Here is an 18,544-nt window from a genome sequence, read left to right as displayed (position 1 = left end):
CTCCCTCTCTTGTTTCCTTTTTTAGTCGTTAACTTGTAATAATTGTTCAAATTGTTCTCTGACCTGTGGAACATCTAAGCCAACAATAACTTGGAAGGCGTTGCCTTTGCGGACAACCCCGTGGGCTCCGCCTGCTCGAAATTCATCGTCAGCTCCTACCAGATTTTCATCTTTAACGGTAATCCTTAAACGAGTCGCACAGTTGTTGACCTTATCAATATTGTCAGAACCGCCAAAAGCTTCTAGATAGATAGCGGCCTGTTCAGTATATTGGTTGCCACCAGCTAAGGCTCCGGCTCCGGCAGCATCATCCGCTTGTTTGGCTTTATAATCTTTTTTGGTATGCAGTTTAATTTCCTCTGCATCTGGTTCCCGTCCTGGTGTCGCAAAGTTAAATTTCAAAATCAAGAAACGGAAAACCAAGAAGTAAATAAGCGTAAATCCTAACCCAATAGCAAGTTGCGTAAAAATCATGCCGCTGTGATTGGCAAATAATGGAATCCAGTTTTTCGCAAGCAAGTCAATTAGACCACTACCCATATCGCCAACAACTCCGAAGGCATACATGGTTGCAGACATTGAAGCGGCTAAGAAAGCGTGAACCGCAAACAATGCAGGTGAAACAAATAGGAAAGTAAATTCTAGCGGCTCAGTAATCCCAGCTAAGACAGCTGTCAAAGTTGCAGGAATTAAAATTGCCAAGACTTTTTTCTTATTTTCAGGTTTTGCAGTAAAGTAAAAGGCTGCCGCAATCCCCGGTGAAGCGAAGATTTTTGAGTTTCCGTGTAAAGCAAAGCCGCCTTCTGGGAACAATTGTTTTAGCGGTGTAGTCGTTTGTGAGAACTCATTTAAATGTGCCACCCAGTAACTGGCAATTCCGCCTTCAACAACTGCTGGGCCATAGATAAACGGTGTGTAAATGAAATGATGCAGCCCGGTCGGAATCAGTATTCGTTCCAAGAAGGTGTAGAGCCAAACGCCGAAGACGCCGGCACTTGCTAGAAATCCTTGCATTGAACCGATACCCATTTGAACTTTCGGCCAAATCAGACAGAATAGAAAAGCGACAGGTAACATCACGAAAAATCCTAAAATTACAACAAAGGATGAACCTTGGAAAACTCCCAAGAAATCTGGCAATTTTGTATCGAAGTAACGATTGTGGAGAAAAACAACAATCGCTGAAATTAAAATTGCGCCGACAATACTAGTGTCTAAGGTTTTGATACCGGCGATTAATTTCAAGCCGCTTTCGCCGCCAACCTCTTGATTGTAGTTGACTCCGAAAAAATCACCGAAAAATTCTAACATGCTGCCGATAAAATATTGAGCTGTCAGATAAACGACAAAAGCCTCAAGCGCAGCGCGGGCATTCGCCTTTTTAGCTAGACCAATCGGCAAGCCGATGACAAATAATAATTCCATTTGATTAAATACGGTCCAAGCACCATTTTCAATAATGGTCCAAATGTTGTACCAGGTGGTTCCTTCATTAGCGATGCTGCCAATAATTAACGGATTTTTAAAAATAATTGCTACCGCCAACATAATCCCGGAAAAAGAAAATAGTAAAACCGGTGTAAACATAGCCCCGCCAAAGCGTTGGATCTTTTCCATCATAAGTGAACTTCCTCCTCTTCTCTGTGCAAAAAATAATTCTTCTTGCTTGTACATTAGTTATACCAACCCTCGTATCCGCTTTCAATACTTTCAGTTGATCTTGGGAACTAGCGCCATTGAATGAACTAAAGTGTCAGGTGCTGGGAAATTTCCCACAGCATTTTTAGACAAAAAAATAGCGAGAAGCAGTTTCGTCTCCCCACGCATTTCAGTAGACGACTGCCTCTCGACATTCTTTTATAAATTTAAACTCGTTGCTTCTTCCTCCGCTAATTCAAAAATCTTTTCAATCAAGAGCATCACTCGGCGAACCTCAGCATTTTTGACAATTGGTTCCGCTTGACCAGCGACGACTGCAGCAAAATTTTCATAAAAAGTTGGGTATTCCGCTTTAGCCTCAGGGAAACTTAACACTTCCACTGCATCCTCTGAAGGCGGAGCCATCGTTTTAGTTAGACCGACGCCGGCTTGAATCGGCGCAGGTGCAGCGGCGTAAGCATTCTCAGCACTGGCAATAATTTCTCCAGATAAATCCCAGTCATCAATTTTGGCGGTGCCTTTAATGCCCTTCACATACCAACGTGGTAGCTTCGTATAATTCGTAGTTCCCACTTCAATTAAACTCCGCAGACCATCTTCAAAAGTCAGATAAACGATAAAACCATCATCGACTTCATCCCCTAAAATAAAACTCAAATCAACGGCGATGTCTTTAATCGGACTGTCGACTAGAAAAAGCATTTGGTCAAACAAATGCACGCCCCAGTCTAAGATCATACCGCCACCATGCTGTTTCAAATGGCGCCAGTCGCCGGGAATTCCGTTCGCACCCTGCACCCGCGATTCGATTTGAAATAAATCGCCAATTTGTTTTTGACGATACAAGTCCCGAATAATTAAAAAATCTGGATCCCAACGGCGATTTTGATGGACCATAAACGTATTACCGGTTTCTTCAGCTACTGCTAAAATTTCATCCAGATCGGCCACATTCATCGCCACCGGTTTTTCACAAATAACCTGCTTGCCTGCTTTCAAACTGGCAATTGCCAATTCTTTATGGCTGTCATTAGGCGTGGCAATCAAGACTGCCTCGACCTTTTTATCTGCCAACAGTGTCTCTAAATCAGGAAACACCTGCAGACCATTTTTTTCCGCTTCTTTTTGACGGGTTGGATCAATATCATAAATACCGACAACTTGGACGCCGGGATTTTGTTCAGGAATCAAAGTTTTTACATGATAGCTTCCCATGCCTCCGTAGCCGATTACTGCTAAGTTCATAAGCTGCCTCCTAAAAAATAATTTTGCAACTAACGTCGAGGCTATCCCTTCTGATAATAAGACTTCCAGCACAGCCTCGAACGATTTTTTACTTAATGCTTATGCCCACCACATATCAGCCGGCATATCTTTAATCATTACACTTCTTAAGTTGGTGATTGCCCGATTTAAACCTTCATCAATCGACATAATTGGGTCTTCGTGTTCGATACTTAAGACATAATCGTAGCCGTAAATCCGCAACGCTGAAATAATATCTGACCAAACTTTCAAGTCATGACCACAACCAACAGAACGGAAAGTCCAAGCCCGCGTTTTAACATTGCTGTAAGGCTGCATATCTGTTAAACCATGCATATTAATATTGTCTTGATCTAAATACGTATCCTTTGCATGGAAATGATGAATCGCATTGTCAGCACCTAAAATTTTAACCGCTGCAACTGGATCAATTCCTTGCCACCACAAATGACTTGGATCTAAATTACAACCGATGGCTTTGCCGGCTGCATCTCGCAGGTGCAACATTGTATAAGGTGTGTGGGCTAAAAATCCACCGTGTAATTCAATCCCGATTTTCACGCCGGCACTTTCAGCAATGCCGTTGATATTTTTCCAATAAGGAATCAGTTTTTGGTCCCATTGATATTCATAGCTGTCAGTATATTCAGTTGGCCATGGTAAAACGGGCCAGTTCACTTGTGTATCGGTAGCATTTCCGCCGGCAACTCCAGAGAAGCCGTTGACAACTTCAACGTTCATCAGGCTAGCCAATTTAATGGTTTTTTGTAATAATTCATCGGCCTCTTTAGCAACAGCTGCATTTGGTGAAATTGGATTATGATGGGCACTCAAAGCTGAGATGCTCAAGCCTTTGTCCGCTAATTTTGCCAAATAATCTTTTCTTTCATCACTAGATGCCAATAATTTATCAATATCTAAATGGGCATTGCCGGGAGAACCGCCAGTCCCAATTTCGACTGCTTCCAAGCCTTTTTTAGACACTACATCAATCATTTCATCAAAGCTCAAGTTGTTAAATAATGGGGTAAATACGCCTAATTTCATCTAAAAATTCCTCCTAGTATTTGTTAAACTATTTTCTTTAACCTTACACAGTTTATCAATTTTGAAAATCGTAAGCCGCTGTCGTCAACGGCCCACGTCGATAAAATTATTCTCACTGTCTTCTTTAGATTGACCGCTTACTACTTTTTTCAAAGTAAGCTAGCAGCTATTTTTTATAAAAAGACGGGCTCGCCTTTTGCTGAAGATTGGTAAATAGCTTCCAATATTTCTGTCACTACTAGCGCTTCTTCTGGCTTCACAACGGGTTCGGTATCATTTAAAATGGCTGCCACCCAAGATTCTGCTTCTTTTAAGGCAGGATCATCACCAGCACCATCATAAAAATCAACGCCACCTGTTTCCAACTCAATTTTCTTTTCGTATAAAAGACCGTGGTCTTCGCCGTTAATGCTCAGGCCGTCATTCATATCAGCGCCGCCTTTAGTTCCAGCTAAAGTGGTTTTAGCTTCTTTGACATCTAAGCTGTTTAAAGCCCAGCTGGATTCTAAGAAGATTGTCGCGCCATTTTCCATCGTGATAAAACCAAATGCGGAATCCTCTACTGTGAATTTGTCTGGGTCCCATGGTCCCCAAGCATTTGCGGCATTTTTAGTTTGCGATAATTGATGATAGGCTTTACCGACCACAAATTTTGGTTTGTAATTATTCATCATCCACAAAGTTAAATCTAAAGCGTGGGTGCCGATATCAATTAATGGTCCGCCCCCTTGCGCTTCTTCATCTAGGAAAACGCCCCAAGTTGGGACTGCCCGCCGGCGAATTGCATGGGCTTTGCCGAAATAAATATCGCCTAATTCACCATCTGAACACACTTCATGCAAGTATTGAGAATCTGTCCGGAAACGATTTTGATAACCAATCGTTAATTTTTTGCCGGTTCGTTTAGCTGCCGCAATCATTTCTTTGGCTTCAGCGCTGGTTTTGGCCATCGGTTTTTCACACATTACATGATTGTCAGCTTCTAATGCTGCAATCGTTAATGGCGCATGGCTGCTGTTCGGTGTGCAGACATGGACAACATCTAGTTTCGCTTCTGCTAACATTTTTTTATAATCGGTGTAGACTTCAGCTGTCTCAGTTCCAAAATCAGCCTTCGCTTTAACCGCTCGCTCTTCAATAATGTCACAAAAGGCTACCATTTCTACTTCTGCAACCTGCGCAAGTGACGGCATATGTTTGCCATTGGCAATTCCGCCACAACCGATAATTCCAATTCTTAAAGTCATTTCATTTCCTCCTGCTGATAATACTTCATTTTTATTTTTTTGGTTTGCCGACAGTCTCACGAATCACTAATTCTCCTGGCAGAGAAACCAATTGCTTCCTTTTTTCTTGGGGCTTTTGCATTTCCTTAATAAGCATTTCCATCGCTTGTTCGCCTTTATTGATTTGATTTAAACGAATCGTCGTCAACGGCGGGTCGCTATATGCCGCAAAACGAATATCATCAAAGCCGATAATCGACAAATCCTCCGGCACCTTTTTGCCATGCACCCGTAAAAAGTGGATGAACTGCAACGCTAAATCATCGCCGTCAACAACAACACCAGTAAAATTGTCAATTTGCGCCAATAGCGTGGACATTTGTTCCTCGTAAAAAAAGTTTTCTTCTCTTAAAGGCAGCTGCTCTTGTTCCATCGTTGCTTTAAACCCGTGATAGCGTTCTTTGATAACCCCCGGCTGCTCTTCGTCAAAGTGATGACTTAAAAAAGCAATTTGCCGATGGCCTTGACTGATTAAATAGCGGGTGGCTTTTTTACCCATTTCAAAATCATCTGTATTGATTACAAAGCAGTCTGGATAATCTTTTAAGCTTTGATACACCTTTGGCTCCAAATGGGTATCGACAAAAATCGTCGGCTCCTTTAATTTCCCCCGCACTTTTTCAAACATTTCCTGAGAAAAACTAACGGCGATAAAACCTTCAAACAGCCAATTATTTTGAATGGTCAAAATTTCATCAACATTGGTAACATTATGAATCAAGGTAAAATAGCCTAGCTCTTTGACCTTCCGCTCGACCCCTTCTAGCACTTCTGAGGCAAAGGGGGTGGAAAAATCAACCGGTCCCGCCGCCTCGTGACTAAAATACAACAGACCAATTAGTCTTGAAGAGGAGTTGACTAACGAGCGGGCGTTCATATTGGGAACATAATCATATTTTTTAATAATCGCTTGAATGATTTCTCTCTTCTCAGCAGAAACCCGATGAGCCTTATTGTTCACCACATTGGAAACGGTTGTGACACTGACACCGGCTTCTTGAGCGATTTGTTTGATTGTGACCTTCATCCATCTTCTCCTCTAAAATTTTTCTTAATCAGCTAGCCTCCTAAGATTTTTATTTTAGTTCAACGTTAAACTCATTCCTACAAAAAGAAGTTTAACGTTAAACTAAATAAATGTCAACGATTTCAAAAAAATAATTTCAAATTTTTTTTGAAGCTGAAAAGGAGATAATCAATAGCTCTAATCAATCAGTTTCATCAAAAAAATAAATTGGAATTTCTGCTGGCATTCCTTTATGATGAAAGAAGCTTAAACATGTGAAAAAATAAACTTTTTCAAATTTTTTAAAATCAACTTTATTAATAAAAATGAATAGAATTTGTGAGGTCAGATACAATGACAGAAAGATTATCCGGGCACACCCTACTAATCAGTTTAATTGCCACTCCGATTCGCCACAGCCTTTCACCAAAAATGCACAATGAAGCCTTCGCCAAACTCGGCTTAGATTATGCTTACTTAGCCTTTGAAGTCGGCAATCAAGAATTAGCCGATGCAGTGAAAGGGATTCGGGCGCTAGGCATTCGCGGCTCAAATGTTTCCATGCCTAATAAACAAGCCATCCTTCCCTTGTTAGATGAATTATCTCCAGCGGCGCAATTAGTCGGCGCAGTCAACACTGTGGTCAATCAAGATGGCAAAGGCCATTTAGTCGGCCATATCACCGATGGCACTGGCGCAATGCGTGCTCTCAAAGAAGAAGGCGTCAGCGTCAAAGATCAAATCATCACGATGACTGGCGGCGGCGGAGCGGGTACCGCAATTGCCATTCAAGCCGCCTTAGATGGTGTTAAAGAGCTGCGGATTTTTAATATCAAAGATCCATCTTATGCTAATGCTCAGGAAACAGTCGATAAAATTAATCAGCACACAGATTGTTTAGCAACCTTAACAGACCTTGCTGATCAGGAGGCCTTCAAAAAATCAATCGCTGAAAGCAGTATCTACATTGATGGAACTGGCGTCGGCATGAAGCCATTAGAAAATCTTAGCTTGATTAACGACCCGGAAATGATTCGCCCAGATTTAGTAGTTTTTGATGTCGTCTACTCACCGAGAGAAACAAAATTATTAAAATTCGCCAAAGAGCATGGCGCTAAAAAAGCGATCAATGGCTTAGGGATGATGCTCTATCAAGGAGCGGAAGCCTTCAAATTATTCACCGGCGAAGAAATGCCGGTGGATTATATCAAAGCTGTTCTGTTTGACGAAGAATAGTAAAAAATTTTTGAGACTGATTTGCCTCTCTTGAAAAGAATCTTTACAATGGTACTAGCTACTCTTCAAAGTTTCGGCTTTCCTGCCGCAGCTGAAATGAAGGAAAAGGACTGATTGATGTGAAAACTGTTAAAGTAGGAAATATTGAAATAGGAGCAGGGCTGCCGAAAATTATTGTCCCGCTGGTGGGGGAAACCCGCAACAAAATTATTGAAGAAGCGCAGCTCGTTGCCCAATTAGATTGTGATTTAGTCGAATGGCGGCTAGATTTTTATCAAGATGTTAGCAATTTTCCTCAGACTCTTTCCTTAGTCAAGGAAATCAAAGAAATTATCGCTAAACCACTACTAGCAACTTTTCGCACTCAAGCAGAGGGTGGTGAGATGGCTCTGCCAACGGAGGATTATTTTGCTCTTTATCAGGCATTGATTTCTGATGCGCAGATTGATTTATTGGATGTGGAATTGTTTTTACCGGCAGAACCCGTGGCAGAAATTGTCGCAGCCGCACAAGCAAACGGTATTAAAATCGTGATGTGCAATCATGATTTTCACGCCACACCGGCCAAGGATGAAATTATCAGCCGCTTGCGAAAAATGCAGGAGAAACACGCCGATATTTGTAAAATCGCCGTCATGCCGCAAAATGCCGCTGACGTACTGGTCTTACTCAGTGCCACCGAGGAGATGAAACGAAATTTTTCTGATCGACCGCTAATCACCATGTCGATGGGCGCTTTAGGCATGGTCAGCCGAGTCTCCGGTCAAGTCTTTGGTTCAGATGCGACATTCGGCGCTGCCAAAACCGCTTCAGCCCCTGGACAAGTGCCAGTCGCTGAATTAAGAAGTATTTTAGAAACGTTACGAGTGGAATAACATTAATTTATAGGGAGATTTCCTCCTTTGAGGTGCTATTTCTCCCGTGGTTTAGGAAGTCTTTTGCGCAAACTATAAATTGACACACTTACTACCTAATTGAAATGCATAGTTTTGAATATTTAGTTCTAACTAAACTAATATTCATTTAAATGTTTAATTCTAAGCAGATTGATACTCGTTTAAATGTTTAATACTAATTAAATGGATATCCCAGCTTGCTTTTTTGCAAAAAAATAACCAGACGGCTGACCTTCTGAGCACTCTTCAGCGACTTTATTCGCTGCATGAAAGTTGCTCTTTAGGCCAGTTGTCTGGCTTTATTTTTATCCTTCAGCTAATCTGTTTGGCTAAAACCTTTTGACTATCGATAAACCAATAGTCCTCTGGATTCCCCTTTAATGCGGTAAAGGGAACGGGGGTTTTTCCTTGTGCCCGAACTTTTTCTAGCAAATAATTCCGCAGAATCCAGACATCTTCGATTGCTTTTGGTTTTAACAATAAGAGACTTTGTAAAGTTGTAACAGAAATTTGCAAATCTGCTGCAATTTCGCTTTCACTTAAGCCGGTGAGTTTGATATTTTCAACAAATTCTTTTTTAGTCCGGCGACGTTCTAATGGATTTAGTGACATAAGATAACCTTCTTTTCTAAACAAACCTAAGTTTACTCTACTCCCCGCCAGCTTTTTTAGCAAATTAATTTGCCGAGTTTAGAGGATTTTTTAGATTTTTTTAGTCTAGAAGGCTTTCAAGAAAGACTTAAAAATGCAGCCTCTCATAGTTTCTAGCTGTTTCCCCAGACTGATGACCTTTGGCAATTTGCCTTTGCATAGTCAACCCTTCAATTCTGCTGGGCGCTGAAGGGCAATTTATACTTTAAAGTAAAAAACAGATACAAAGCACTGCTGAACTGAATTGCCCCGACGATGAAAAAAATTACATGCAGCGGTGTAACGCTCCAGAGCATCAGACATTGGATGATAATCCACAGCATTAAAATACCCCCCAATAAGACCGCTAAAAAGACTGCGCTAGTCTGCTTTTTTATATACAGCAGGCCGTTCACCAAATTACCGCTGCTTAAAATTAGCAACAGAAACAATCCCGGAATTAAAAAAGTTTGAAAGGGTGCATTCTTAAGGGCCTCTGCCGTCAGCCCCATACTCTCTGCCGCTCCGGGAATCAAGGCGGCCAGACTACAAAAAAAAGCCCCTACTGTCATGAAAAAATTAATGATTAAATTAATGCGTTTAAAAAGTTTTTCTCGCTTGATGATGTTCTCCCCGATTCTGCTAGTCGTTTCCTTTGATTATAAAGAAAGCCTCAGCTGATGGAAAGATTTTTCACAATATTTAACCTGTGAATTACCTTTTTTAGCACATAATTATTTGGTTCAGGAAATTCACATTTTCGTGGTGTTCGTCCATTTTTTTATGGGTAATAAAATTCCATCAGATTAGTAAAAAGCCCTCGCCAAAAAGCGAGGGCAAAACAAATTATCCATATCGTTTGCTGTAGAAGAGTTCTAAGCGTTTTTGGAAGAACTCAATAATTAAACACAGCATCCAATAAATTAAGGCAACTAAAATATACATCGACATATAATCAAAGGTGCGGCCGCCGACAATCTTAGCCTTTTGAAAAATATCCGGAATTGTAATCATCGCCGCCAGTGAGGTTCCTTTAATAATATCAATGGCGACATTACTCAAAGCCGGCACAGAAATCCGCACCGCCTGAGGCAAAATAATTAGACGCATGACCTTGCTAAAAGGCATGCCCAGTGCATAGGCAGCATCCCATTGACCATAGTCAATTCCGACAATCGATCCTCGATATATTTCACCGATAAAGGCGCTGCTGGTTAAGGTGAAACAAATAATTGCAGCCGTTAAAGCATTTAGCCGATACGGCAGGCCGAAATACAAAATAAACAGCAGCACTAAAGCCGGCACGCCCCGCAAAAAAGAGATATACACTCTGACGATGGCATTGAGGACTTTATTTTTCACCAGACCTAAGACTGTCAGCAAAATTCCCAAAATATTTCCCAGCAGAAATGAAGCAGCTGCTAAGCCGATTGTATAGGACAAACCGCTTAAAATAAAAGGCAGCGACTCCCACATCAAAGCAAAATCAAGCTTGGGAATATACATTAGTCCACCGACACCGTTTCCGTGATTTCCACGTCAGGCTTAACTGATACATCGGCATTAAAGTATTTTTCAGAAATTTCTTTTAGCGTTCCGTCTTCTTTCATCTCGGTCAAAGCGGAATTAATTTGCTCCTGCAAAGCTTGGTCCTCTTTATTCGTTAAAAAGCCAGATTCACTTTCGTTAAAATAAACATCTTCTAAAATTTTGACAGGAATATCCGGCAGTGCCGCTACTGACATTTTTTGCAAATAGTAATCATTTAAAATGACATCAGTCCGGCCATTGGCAACATCGGTGAGGTATTGGTCATTAGTCGCATTATCATAGGTAACTAATTCTGCACCATAAGCTTCGGCAATTCGCATATAGCTGGTATTTGGTTCTCCAGCGGCCTTTTTCCCTTGCAAATCTTCCAAAGAAGCAATCCCAGAATCATCACTTTGTCTAACAATCATGCTGTCAAAAGAGTATTTATAAGGCTCAGATAAACTGAAATATTTTTTTCGATCCTCAGTGCTTAAGCCAAAATCATTGGCAGCAAAATTACTTTCACCATTTTGCACAGAGGTCACTTGTCCATCGACGTTGTATTCTTTAAATTCAATATCCAAATCCAATCGATTGGCAACTTCTTGGGCAATCTCAACATCATAACCAACTAATTCGTTATCATCATTGTAATAAGAAGAAGGGTAAAGTGTTCCTGATGTTGCCACTACAATTTTCCCAGCAGATTCCACGTCGCTCCAACTAGTATCGGCTTGGGTACTCGAAGTTGTTGATGAAGAATCATTGCCGCAGGACACCAAAAATAAAGTTGCTGCCGCAATTGTCAAACCTGTTAGCCATTTTTTCAAAATCATATCCCCCTGATGGTTTTTTAACTTCTTTTATAACACATTCTCAGTCTGTTACATAACAAAGCGTCCGTCAAATAGAAGTCTCATATATAATAGCAGACACCTTGTTTTACGACAAGAAATTAGCGTTTTCTAAAACGCAAAATAAGCACAGTTTTATAACCTGTGCTATTTTATAAATAGTCTTCAAAATTTTAACTTTATCGGCAAGTATTTGCTGATGAACCCAGCTTAAAACCATTTTTTTATTCAAGTGGTTTGCCCTTCTCAGCAGAAACTAACGAAATTCAAAAATTGCCGCCGAAAAATAAAACGGTAAATAGAAAATAAAACAGCAGGCCCCCACCGAAAATTAGTAAAAAGTAAACGGTATTTCTCGTTGCTTTCGTGATGGTGATTTCTTTTTTGATTTTTCTAGCCAAAAAAATCAACCCCACAACATATAAGACAAGCAGAAAAGTTCGCCAAAGCATGTCAAATCCCCACCTTCAATAAAATCTATTAATTAAAGTATAGCATGATTTAACCTAATAACTTGCTTGATAGCGAAGGGCATCAACATGCTGCTTTGAACTTTTCAGCCTTACCACCTTGTTATCTTATGAAAAAAATCCTATAGTTAAAGAAACGAACAAAAGGAGCAGCGGATGAAACTTGCGATTATTTATTACAGCCACGGAGGACATACGAAAAAAATGGCGGAATGCATCGCTCAAGGTATGAGCGTTTCGCCTGTTGAGGTGCGTCTATTTTCTTTAGATGAAGAGTTGGATGTCGCTTATTTAAATGACTGCGCTGGAATTATCTTTGGCACGCCGACCTATCTCGCAACGGCCCATTGGCGAGTATTAGAATGGCTGACCACCAATCATTCCGTAAAACTCGCCGGCAAATTAGGCGGCTGTTTTGCCACCGCCCACTACGCTCAAGGAGGCAGTGACTCTGCTATTATGTCACTGGCGGGCATTTTATTGACAAAAGGTATGCTCGTCTATTCCGGCGGATCAGCCTTAGGCAAGCCCTTTATCCATCACGGCCCTGTCGCACTAGATGCAGTCGGCAATCACTTTGAAGAAGCTCAGGAAATGTTTACGATTTTTGGTGAGCGCTTTGTCGAAAAAGCGCTGGAACTTTTCTAAGGGACGAAAAACTTTTTTGAAAGCTGAACGCCTCCACAATTGTATCACAAAAAACCATCAGCTTTCTGTTAAATAAGAGCTGACGGTTTTTTTGTGTTGCATTCGTTTTAAAAGCTTGACTTAAATGCTACAAAATCGGTGATAACAAGCGGGAGAAACTTTGCTTGAAGCGTAGCCACAGCGATTGCTTTTTAATAATTTCATCGGTTAACAAGATACAGTTCTTCATATCTTCTGTAAAAACTTTACCAAGTTGGGCTGCGAAATCCGGATCATAGATAAAAACATTGTCTTCAAAATTTAGTGAATAGCTGCGGGTATCTTGATTGGTGGAGCCGATGGTACAAATTTCATCATCCACCACCATTGTTTTGGCATGCATAAAGCCGCCACGATTATCTAAACCATCATATTGATAGATTTTAATTCCCAACCGATGCATGTAGTTTGCATGGTATTGAGTAGCCCGATAAATAAAAGGGTGATCCGGTTTATTAGGAATCATCACCTTTACATCAATACCAGAATGGGCCGCCACTAAAAGCGCCGTCACCATACTATCATCAGGAATAAAATAAGGAGTTTGAATCCAGACCGATTTTTTTGCCGCTAAAATCATACGGATAAAGCCGCCCTTGATAATATCAAAGCTAGAATCAGGACCATCAGCGACCACTTGAACAGCTGACGTTCCCGGACAATCTTGGTCGATTTCTGGAAAATAAATGCCACTGTAGGGCAGCTTGCGACTTTTATCTGAAATCGAAGCGTTCCAGTCCATGATAAAAATTTCCTGTAAAGAGCGCACGCCAGAACCCTTCATTCGCAAATGAGTGTCCCGCCAATAGCCAAATTTTTCGGTCATCTCTAGATATTGGTCGCCGACATTAAAGCCGCCGGTCCAACCGATTTCTCCATCGATAATCACAACTTTTCTGTGCAGGTGATAATTCAAGCGGGTTTTTAAAACTAAATTCTTAGAAGTGATAAAAGCCGCCACTTCCCCACCTGCCGCTTTAAAAGAATCAAACCACTTGGGCTTTGAATTGGCGCCCCATGGATCGTAAATAACGCGGACTTCAAGACCTTCTTTGGCTTTTTCTGTCAAAGCCTTCAATAATTTATTGCCGATGCGATCATCAAAAAAGGCATAGTATTCAACATGGACGGTGTCCTTGGCTTGACGGATATCCTCCAGCAGTGCCGCAAATTTTTCCTGTCCATCCGTAAAAAGTTTTAATTCATTTCGCTTCGCTAAAGGCGCTCCATCCATATTGCTGAAATAATGAATCAAAGATTGCAGATTTAGGTTATCCGCTTCGATATTTTCATTATTGACCAGATGATTGTCTTGAGAAATACTGCGGCGAATATCTTTCAATTCGTCTTTTTCTACATCTGTTTTCCCAAATAACTCTTTGCGGTTAGTCAGACCGCGACCGACAAAGGCATATAAAATAAAGCCCAACACCGGAATTAAGACTAAGGTTAGTAGCCAAGCCAAGACACTGGCGATACTACGGGGCTTTCGAAAAACGGTAATAATCGCTGACACCGTATTGATGAAGATTAATACCAAAAGCACAATTTCAAATATTCTCATTTCTTTCCTCCTAGATACTCCCTAATCATACCAAATAACCCAATTACTTTGAAGAAATTCCCACAACTAGGTCAAAAAGCTACTCGTTAAATCATCTGACTAACACCACCCAAAACTATAATAATCATTTTTTGGGCTTGCGGTGTCTTTCCTGCTGCTGTTGTCTGTGTTGCTGGCGCTGAAAGCCCCGTTCTTGATTTTGCTGCATCATGGTCACCCGCTTGCGAAATTTTTCTTGTTCGCTAGTCAACCGTTGTAGCTCATGCTCTAAATGATTTCGTTCGGAGGCGTTGCTATTTGCCAAACGCTCTTTTGTCTGCTGAATCTGGCCGGCTAATTGGGCCTCCCACTGCTGATTAAATTGACTCCACCACTGGGCATCCGGCCGCTCGCCATTTTGCTGATACTCCTGCAACGAATTGCGCAGCAGCTGAGAATATTTTTTCATCGGATTGCCCCAGACCTGACCACGCTCCTGCAAATAATATTCCTTTTGCTCGCCATCCATCTGCTTGACCAAGCTGTCTTCTTCTCGATCAACAATATTTTGCAAAAAGGAGACAATCGGTAAAATCAAATAAATCACTAAGCCAACCTGTACAAAAAAGTGCCCGATAATCAGTAAGGTTAAACGCAGACCGACATCGATTCGATTACGCCCCTTCAAGACTTCGATTTGATAAGCCTCCACTGTTTTTTCGGCGACAGCTTGCTTTGTTAGACTCATAATCAAAAATTGTGTCAACAACAAAACAATCAGTGTCAGCACGCCATAAATCAACATTACCTGAGAATTCGTGTCTTCAATTAAAAGTCCTGTTGACATTGGCACTAGTGATAAGAAAAAAAGCGAAAGGAGATAGATAACCAAATCACGATTGGTGACTCGCTCAACTTTATTAAAGCTTTGGGCTGTCTCAAACCAGAGATTGGCCACAAAACAAAAACTAATAAAATAAATTCCTACTCCACGAAACAATTCAGGAAAATTTATCACACCGCTATGGAGGTCCACCGGCAACTCCAGCACCATAATTGTTAAAATAATTGCAATAACTGCATCACTAAATAATACTACCCGTTCTTTCATTTGCTAAGCTCCTCTGTTAGTCTCACCATTTTACTCTATAGAAGGCTTTTTGGGCAAAAATAAAAAGCCGCTGTGCTAAAAAAGCACGGCGACTTCCTTTTTTAGAAAATTAAGCAAATACTTGTCCCCATTCAGACCGTTTCGCTAAAAATTCTTCTGCTAGAGCTTGGGCGCCTGTCAATGTATGGCTCGCTGCCCAGCCGCATTGAATTTCATTGCTGGCTGGTACTTCTGTAGCAGTTAAGACATCTTTCATCGTCAGCTCTAGAACATCCATGATTTCAGCTAGATCCTCATGATTTAAAACAGTCAAATAAAATCCAGTTTGACAGCCCATCGGCGACCAGTCCACGATATAATCGGCGTGATTGCGAATTAATTCCGCCGTTAAATGTTCCAAAGAATGCAGCGCCGCCATCTCCATATGCTCTTGATTGGGCTGTTTCAAGCGCACATCATATTTGACAATAACATCGCCATTGCCACCAATCTTGCGGTCAGCCACCCGCACATAAGGGGCCTTAACCTTCGTATGATCTAAATTAAAACTTTCCACGTTCATTTTCATGATTGATTCCTCCATAAATGGTGCAACACAAGCTGACATTGCGTCAGCCTTCCAAAGATTTTAAAAACTGTTCATATTTTACCATGTTTGAAGGCTATTGTGTTATCGGGATTTTCCGTTGGCTAAATGCTACTTGCAGCGAAAAAAAAGCTTGGCAAATCCTTCTCAATCTCTGAAGAATGCACCAAGCTCTTATTTACTTTTTCATTTATTTATTGCGCCTGCAAATGCAAAATACTCGATTGGAAATCACCGTTAAAGTTTAGACCCATATAAAGTCCTAAATTCATCAACTGATCTCCCTTCACTGCTAAATCAAGGCCATCGCCAGTTACATGATAGGTATACTCGGTGTTCAAACCGCCTAATTGCAACACTTCAAAAGGCGCAACTGCTTCTGCCAATGTTTGATAGTAAAAGACGAGGGCTTCTTTGCGATCTGGGGCAATAAACATCCACGCCGTTTGATTTTTTTCAAAGGGACTGCGTAAACGGAGAAATTCTCCGTATTGAATCAATTGCCGATGCTTTTTATAAAAAGCTACCTGCTCTTTAAATTCAGCCTTTTCCTCAGGTGATAATGTCGTCAAATCTAATTCATAGCCAAAGACACCGGACATCGCCACTGCTCCTCGAGTTTGTAAACTCGTAATCCGGCCGGTTTGATGATTCGGCACCGCTGCTACGTGGGCTCCCATGCTGGAGATTGGATAGACCAAGCTAGTGCCGTATTGAATTTTCAAGCGGGAAATTGCATCGGTATTGTCGCTAGTCCAAACCTGCGGCATATAATAAAGCATCCCTGGATCAAAACGGCCGCCACCACCAGAGCAGCTTTCAAATAAAATATCAGGATAGGCCTGAGTCAGTTTTTCTAATAAATCATAAAGCCCCAGCATGTAGCGATGGGCAACTGTTCCTTGTTCCTCAGCCGTCAACAAACTAGAGTAAACCTCTGTCATATTACGATTCATATCCCATTTAATATAATCGATGGGCACCTCGTCTAAAATATTTTTCATCTGTTGGAAAATATTTTCCCGCACATCTGCTCTGGAAAAATCTAAGACAAACTGGCCCCGTCCCGGCGACATTGGCCGACCTGGTACGTGAAAGGCCCAATCAGGATGCGCTTTAAACAACTCGCTGTCTTCAGAAATCATTTCCGGTTCAAACCACAGCCCAAATTGCATTCCGTTTTGTTTAATCGCTTCAGCTAATGTCTTTAAACCATGTTTTAATTTACGGCGGTCCTCTACCCAATCCCCTAATGAGGAATTGTCGCTGTCCCGATGGCCGAACCAGCCATCATCTAAGACAAATAATTCAACGCCTAAATCCTTGGCTTCATCGGCAATCGCCATAATTTTTTCATCATCAAAATCAAAGAAGGTTGCTTCCCAGTTATTAGCCAGAATCGGCCGCTCTTGATTGCGGAATTTGCCTCGTACTAGACGGTTGCGATACAGCTCATGATAGGCCTGGGACATTTGATTCAAGCCTTGACTCGAATAAGCCATCACCACTTCTGGAGTCACAAAGCTTTCACCGACAGCTAGTGGCCAGTCAAAGCCAAAGGAATTAATTCCCATTACAACTCGTGTTTGATCGTAGGCATCCTTTTGAATAATCGCTTCATGATTACCGCTGTATACTAGCGAAAAACCATAGACATCGCCAACTGTTTCAGTTGCATGAGGACTTAACAAAGCCACAAAAGGATTTTCAAAATGGGAACTGGAACCCCGTTTACTATCAATTTTTTTGATGCCGTGGTGGACTACTTCCCGTTCAATTGTGCGCTCTCTGGACCAACTGCCACAAAGATGTAGCAACTCCAAATCTCTTTTCGGAAAATCGAGACTGCTACTGGCCAACTTTTGAATATGGACCGTTTGCTCTCCGCCATTGCGCAATTCGCTCCAACGGGAAACAAGCGGCTGATTGGCAAAAATTGTATAGTACAAATCCAAATACAAACCACCGACTTCATCCTTTAACGTCACCTTTAAAGTATCCGCTTCAGCATCAGCTTCGACATACGTCGCTGGTAAATCTTTTAACTTAGGCTTACCGGAAATAATTTCATATGAATCATAACGAAAATCGCTAATCGTTGAGCCATCTGGATGGCGAATAATCTGAGCGGGCTCACGAAAGTCACCATTACCGTGACCAGGAAATTCCTGCAGGACAGTATCTAAAGAAAACACCCGTTCAGTTGAATTTGGCAGATTAGCCGCAAATGACCGATCCACTCGCGGAAAACGAAACCCCTCTTGATAATCCGCAATTTTTTTGCCGAAATATAGATGGCTCAAGATGCCCCCTTCTTCAATATAAAAAAGGTAGCTGATGGTCTGGTTGGAAAGATGGAAGACCCCATTTTCCACGCGAATACTTTTCATAAATTCTCCTCCTAGATGATACCAATATGTAATTTTTTTGAAAAAAAAGGCGAAGATACTCAGCCGATCCCCGCAATTTTTTCTATCCGTGAATTCCTCAGCTGAAATTACCCGTAACGCCTAACATGTGAAACAACTTCTGCTGAGAATCAACTTCGTTTTTAAACTATTGTTTTCAGTAAATCCTGACTGCTATTCCCTTAGCTTTTTAACCTTTTTATTTCCTCAGCAAGCTCTCCTCCATTGTAACGAATCTTGCGTTTGATGAAAAGACTGCTCAGAGGATTTTATCAAGAAACTCATCGGCTTTTAAAGCTAAAAAGCAGGAAATTAGCGACACTGTT

Annotated in this window: 17 protein-coding genes; 3 read left to right on the top strand and 14 right to left on the bottom strand. The window is 41.3% G+C overall.

Annotated features, from left to right (window positions below; translation table 11 throughout):
• Nucleotides 1-21: 21 nt before the first annotated feature.
• From ORH16_RS08720 to ORH16_RS08700, 5 genes are all read right to left on the bottom strand, one after another.
• Nucleotides 22-1,620, bottom strand: coding sequence for an alpha-glucoside-specific PTS transporter subunit IIBC (locus tag ORH16_RS08720; protein ID WP_265458071.1), 1,599 nt, complete (start codon nucleotides 1,618-1,620; stop codon nucleotides 22-24).
• A 237-nt stretch (nucleotides 1,621-1,857) separates the two neighbouring features.
• On the bottom strand, nucleotides 1,858-2,904 hold the full coding sequence (locus ORH16_RS08715; protein WP_265458069.1) for a Gfo/Idh/MocA family protein: 1,047 nt from the start codon (nucleotides 2,902-2,904) through the stop codon (nucleotides 1,858-1,860).
• Between the two features lie 99 nt (nucleotides 2,905-3,003).
• Nucleotides 3,004-3,972: a sugar phosphate isomerase/epimerase family protein gene (locus ORH16_RS08710; RefSeq protein ID WP_265458067.1), complete on the bottom strand. Its 969-nt coding sequence runs from the start codon at nucleotides 3,970-3,972 to the stop codon at nucleotides 3,004-3,006.
• A gap of 173 nt (nucleotides 3,973-4,145) precedes the next feature.
• A complete protein-coding gene (locus ORH16_RS08705) occupies nucleotides 4,146-5,219 on the bottom strand; it encodes a Gfo/Idh/MocA family protein (protein WP_265458066.1) in 1,074 nt (357 codons plus the stop codon).
• Between the two features lie 31 nt (nucleotides 5,220-5,250).
• Nucleotides 5,251-6,285: a LacI family DNA-binding transcriptional regulator gene (locus ORH16_RS08700; protein WP_265458064.1), complete on the bottom strand. Its 1,035-nt coding sequence runs from the start codon at nucleotides 6,283-6,285 to the stop codon at nucleotides 5,251-5,253.
• Nucleotides 6,286-6,618: 333 nt separating this feature from the next.
• On the opposite strand from ORH16_RS08700, the gene ORH16_RS08695 reads away from it, so the two are divergent.
• A complete protein-coding gene (locus ORH16_RS08695) occupies nucleotides 6,619-7,500 on the top strand; it encodes a shikimate dehydrogenase (protein WP_265458062.1) in 882 nt (293 codons plus the stop codon).
• A 119-nt stretch (nucleotides 7,501-7,619) separates the two neighbouring features.
• Nucleotides 7,620-8,375, top strand: a complete 756-nt coding sequence (gene aroD, locus ORH16_RS08690; protein ID WP_265458060.1) for a type I 3-dehydroquinate dehydratase — start codon at nucleotides 7,620-7,622, stop codon at nucleotides 8,373-8,375.
• 333 nt (nucleotides 8,376-8,708) lie between these two features.
• On the opposite strand, the gene ORH16_RS08685 is transcribed toward aroD, so the two are convergent.
• The 5 genes from ORH16_RS08685 to ORH16_RS08665 all read right to left on the bottom strand — a co-directional run bounded on the left by ORH16_RS08685 (nucleotide 8,709) and on the right by ORH16_RS08665 (nucleotide 11,865).
• Nucleotides 8,709-9,008 carry a DUF2316 family protein gene (locus ORH16_RS08685; RefSeq protein ID WP_265458058.1) on the bottom strand — a complete coding sequence of 100 codons (300 nt, stop codon included), beginning with the start codon at nucleotides 9,006-9,008 and terminating at the stop codon, nucleotides 8,709-8,711.
• Between the two features lie 209 nt (nucleotides 9,009-9,217).
• Nucleotides 9,218-9,598, bottom strand: a complete 381-nt coding sequence (locus ORH16_RS08680) for a hypothetical protein (RefSeq protein WP_265458056.1) — start codon at nucleotides 9,596-9,598, stop codon at nucleotides 9,218-9,220.
• 274 nt (nucleotides 9,599-9,872) lie between these two features.
• Complete coding sequence (locus ORH16_RS08675) at nucleotides 9,873-10,532, bottom strand: amino acid ABC transporter permease (RefSeq protein ID WP_265458055.1); 660 nt, start codon at nucleotides 10,530-10,532, stop codon at nucleotides 9,873-9,875.
• Nucleotides 10,532-11,389, bottom strand: a complete 858-nt coding sequence (locus tag ORH16_RS08670; RefSeq protein ID WP_265458053.1) for a transporter substrate-binding domain-containing protein — start codon at nucleotides 11,387-11,389, stop codon at nucleotides 10,532-10,534. Before ORH16_RS08670 ends, ORH16_RS08675 begins: the two co-directional genes overlap by 1 nt.
• Nucleotides 11,390-11,679: 290 nt before the next feature.
• Entirely contained in the window at nucleotides 11,680-11,865 is a 186-nt protein-coding gene (locus tag ORH16_RS08665) for a hypothetical protein (protein ID WP_265458051.1), read from the bottom strand.
• 174 nt (nucleotides 11,866-12,039) lie between these two features.
• Here ORH16_RS08665 and ORH16_RS08660 point away from each other — a divergent pair, with 174 nt between their 5' ends.
• A complete protein-coding gene (locus ORH16_RS08660) occupies nucleotides 12,040-12,531 on the top strand; it encodes a flavodoxin family protein (RefSeq protein WP_265458049.1) in 492 nt (163 codons plus the stop codon).
• A gap of 127 nt (nucleotides 12,532-12,658) precedes the next feature.
• On the opposite strand, the gene cls is transcribed toward ORH16_RS08660, so the two are convergent.
• From cls to ORH16_RS08640, 4 genes are all read right to left on the bottom strand, one after another.
• On the bottom strand, nucleotides 12,659-14,134 hold the full coding sequence (cls, locus tag ORH16_RS08655; protein ID WP_265458047.1) for a cardiolipin synthase: 1,476 nt from the start codon (nucleotides 14,132-14,134) through the stop codon (nucleotides 12,659-12,661).
• A 124-nt stretch (nucleotides 14,135-14,258) separates the two neighbouring features.
• Nucleotides 14,259-15,224 carry a TMEM175 family protein gene (locus ORH16_RS08650; RefSeq protein WP_265458045.1) on the bottom strand — a complete coding sequence of 322 codons (966 nt, stop codon included), beginning with the start codon at nucleotides 15,222-15,224 and terminating at the stop codon, nucleotides 14,259-14,261.
• A gap of 109 nt (nucleotides 15,225-15,333) precedes the next feature.
• On the bottom strand, nucleotides 15,334-15,792 hold the full coding sequence (locus ORH16_RS08645) for an S-ribosylhomocysteine lyase (RefSeq protein ID WP_265458043.1): 459 nt from the start codon (nucleotides 15,790-15,792) through the stop codon (nucleotides 15,334-15,336).
• 212 nt (nucleotides 15,793-16,004) lie between these two features.
• The gene (locus ORH16_RS08640; RefSeq protein WP_265458041.1) at nucleotides 16,005-18,200 is read right to left on the bottom strand and encodes an alpha-galactosidase; all 2,196 of its coding nucleotides are present in this window, start codon (nucleotides 18,198-18,200) and stop codon (nucleotides 16,005-16,007) included.
• Between the last annotated feature and the right edge of the window lie 344 nt (nucleotides 18,201-18,544).

It is taken from the genome of Enterococcus sp. HY326 (genome assembly GCF_026157065.1).
Lineage (GTDB): Bacteria > Bacillota > Bacilli > Lactobacillales > Enterococcaceae > HY326.
Note: the sequence above shows the minus strand (reverse complement) of the source record. Positions and strands in the feature narration are given on the sequence as shown.

Coding starts and splice junctions, on each gene's coding strand:
- ORH16_RS08665 (WP_265458051.1), bottom strand. CDS start 11,865: ATGCTTTGGCGAACTTTTCTGCTTGTCTTATATGTTGTGGGGTTGATT.
- cls (WP_265458047.1), bottom strand. CDS start 14,134: ATGAGAATATTTGAAATTGTGCTTTTGGTATTAATCTTCATCAATACG.
- ORH16_RS08645 (WP_265458043.1), bottom strand. CDS start 15,792: ATGAAAATGAACGTGGAAAGTTTTAATTTAGATCATACGAAGGTTAAG.
- ORH16_RS08675 (WP_265458055.1), bottom strand. CDS start 10,532: ATGTATATTCCCAAGCTTGATTTTGCTTTGATGTGGGAGTCGCTGCCT.
- ORH16_RS08705 (WP_265458066.1), bottom strand. CDS start 5,219: ATGACTTTAAGAATTGGAATTATCGGTTGTGGCGGAATTGCCAATGGC.
- ORH16_RS08695 (WP_265458062.1), top strand. CDS start 6,619: ATGACAGAAAGATTATCCGGGCACACCCTACTAATCAGTTTAATTGCC.
- ORH16_RS08720 (WP_265458071.1), bottom strand. CDS start 1,620: ATGATGGAAAAGATCCAACGCTTTGGCGGGGCTATGTTTACACCGGTT.
- ORH16_RS08710 (WP_265458067.1), bottom strand. CDS start 3,972: ATGAAATTAGGCGTATTTACCCCATTATTTAACAACTTGAGCTTTGAT.
- ORH16_RS08640 (WP_265458041.1), bottom strand. CDS start 18,200: ATGAAAAGTATTCGCGTGGAAAATGGGGTCTTCCATCTTTCCAACCAG.
- ORH16_RS08685 (WP_265458058.1), bottom strand. CDS start 9,008: ATGTCACTAAATCCATTAGAACGTCGCCGGACTAAAAAAGAATTTGTT.
- ORH16_RS08700 (WP_265458064.1), bottom strand. CDS start 6,285: ATGAAGGTCACAATCAAACAAATCGCTCAAGAAGCCGGTGTCAGTGTC.
- ORH16_RS08680 (WP_265458056.1), bottom strand. CDS start 9,598: ATGACAGTAGGGGCTTTTTTTTGTAGTCTGGCCGCCTTGATTCCCGGA.
- ORH16_RS08715 (WP_265458069.1), bottom strand. CDS start 2,904: ATGAACTTAGCAGTAATCGGCTACGGAGGCATGGGAAGCTATCATGTA.
- ORH16_RS08660 (WP_265458049.1), top strand. CDS start 12,040: ATGAAACTTGCGATTATTTATTACAGCCACGGAGGACATACGAAAAAA.
- ORH16_RS08650 (WP_265458045.1), bottom strand. CDS start 15,224: ATGAAAGAACGGGTAGTATTATTTAGTGATGCAGTTATTGCAATTATT.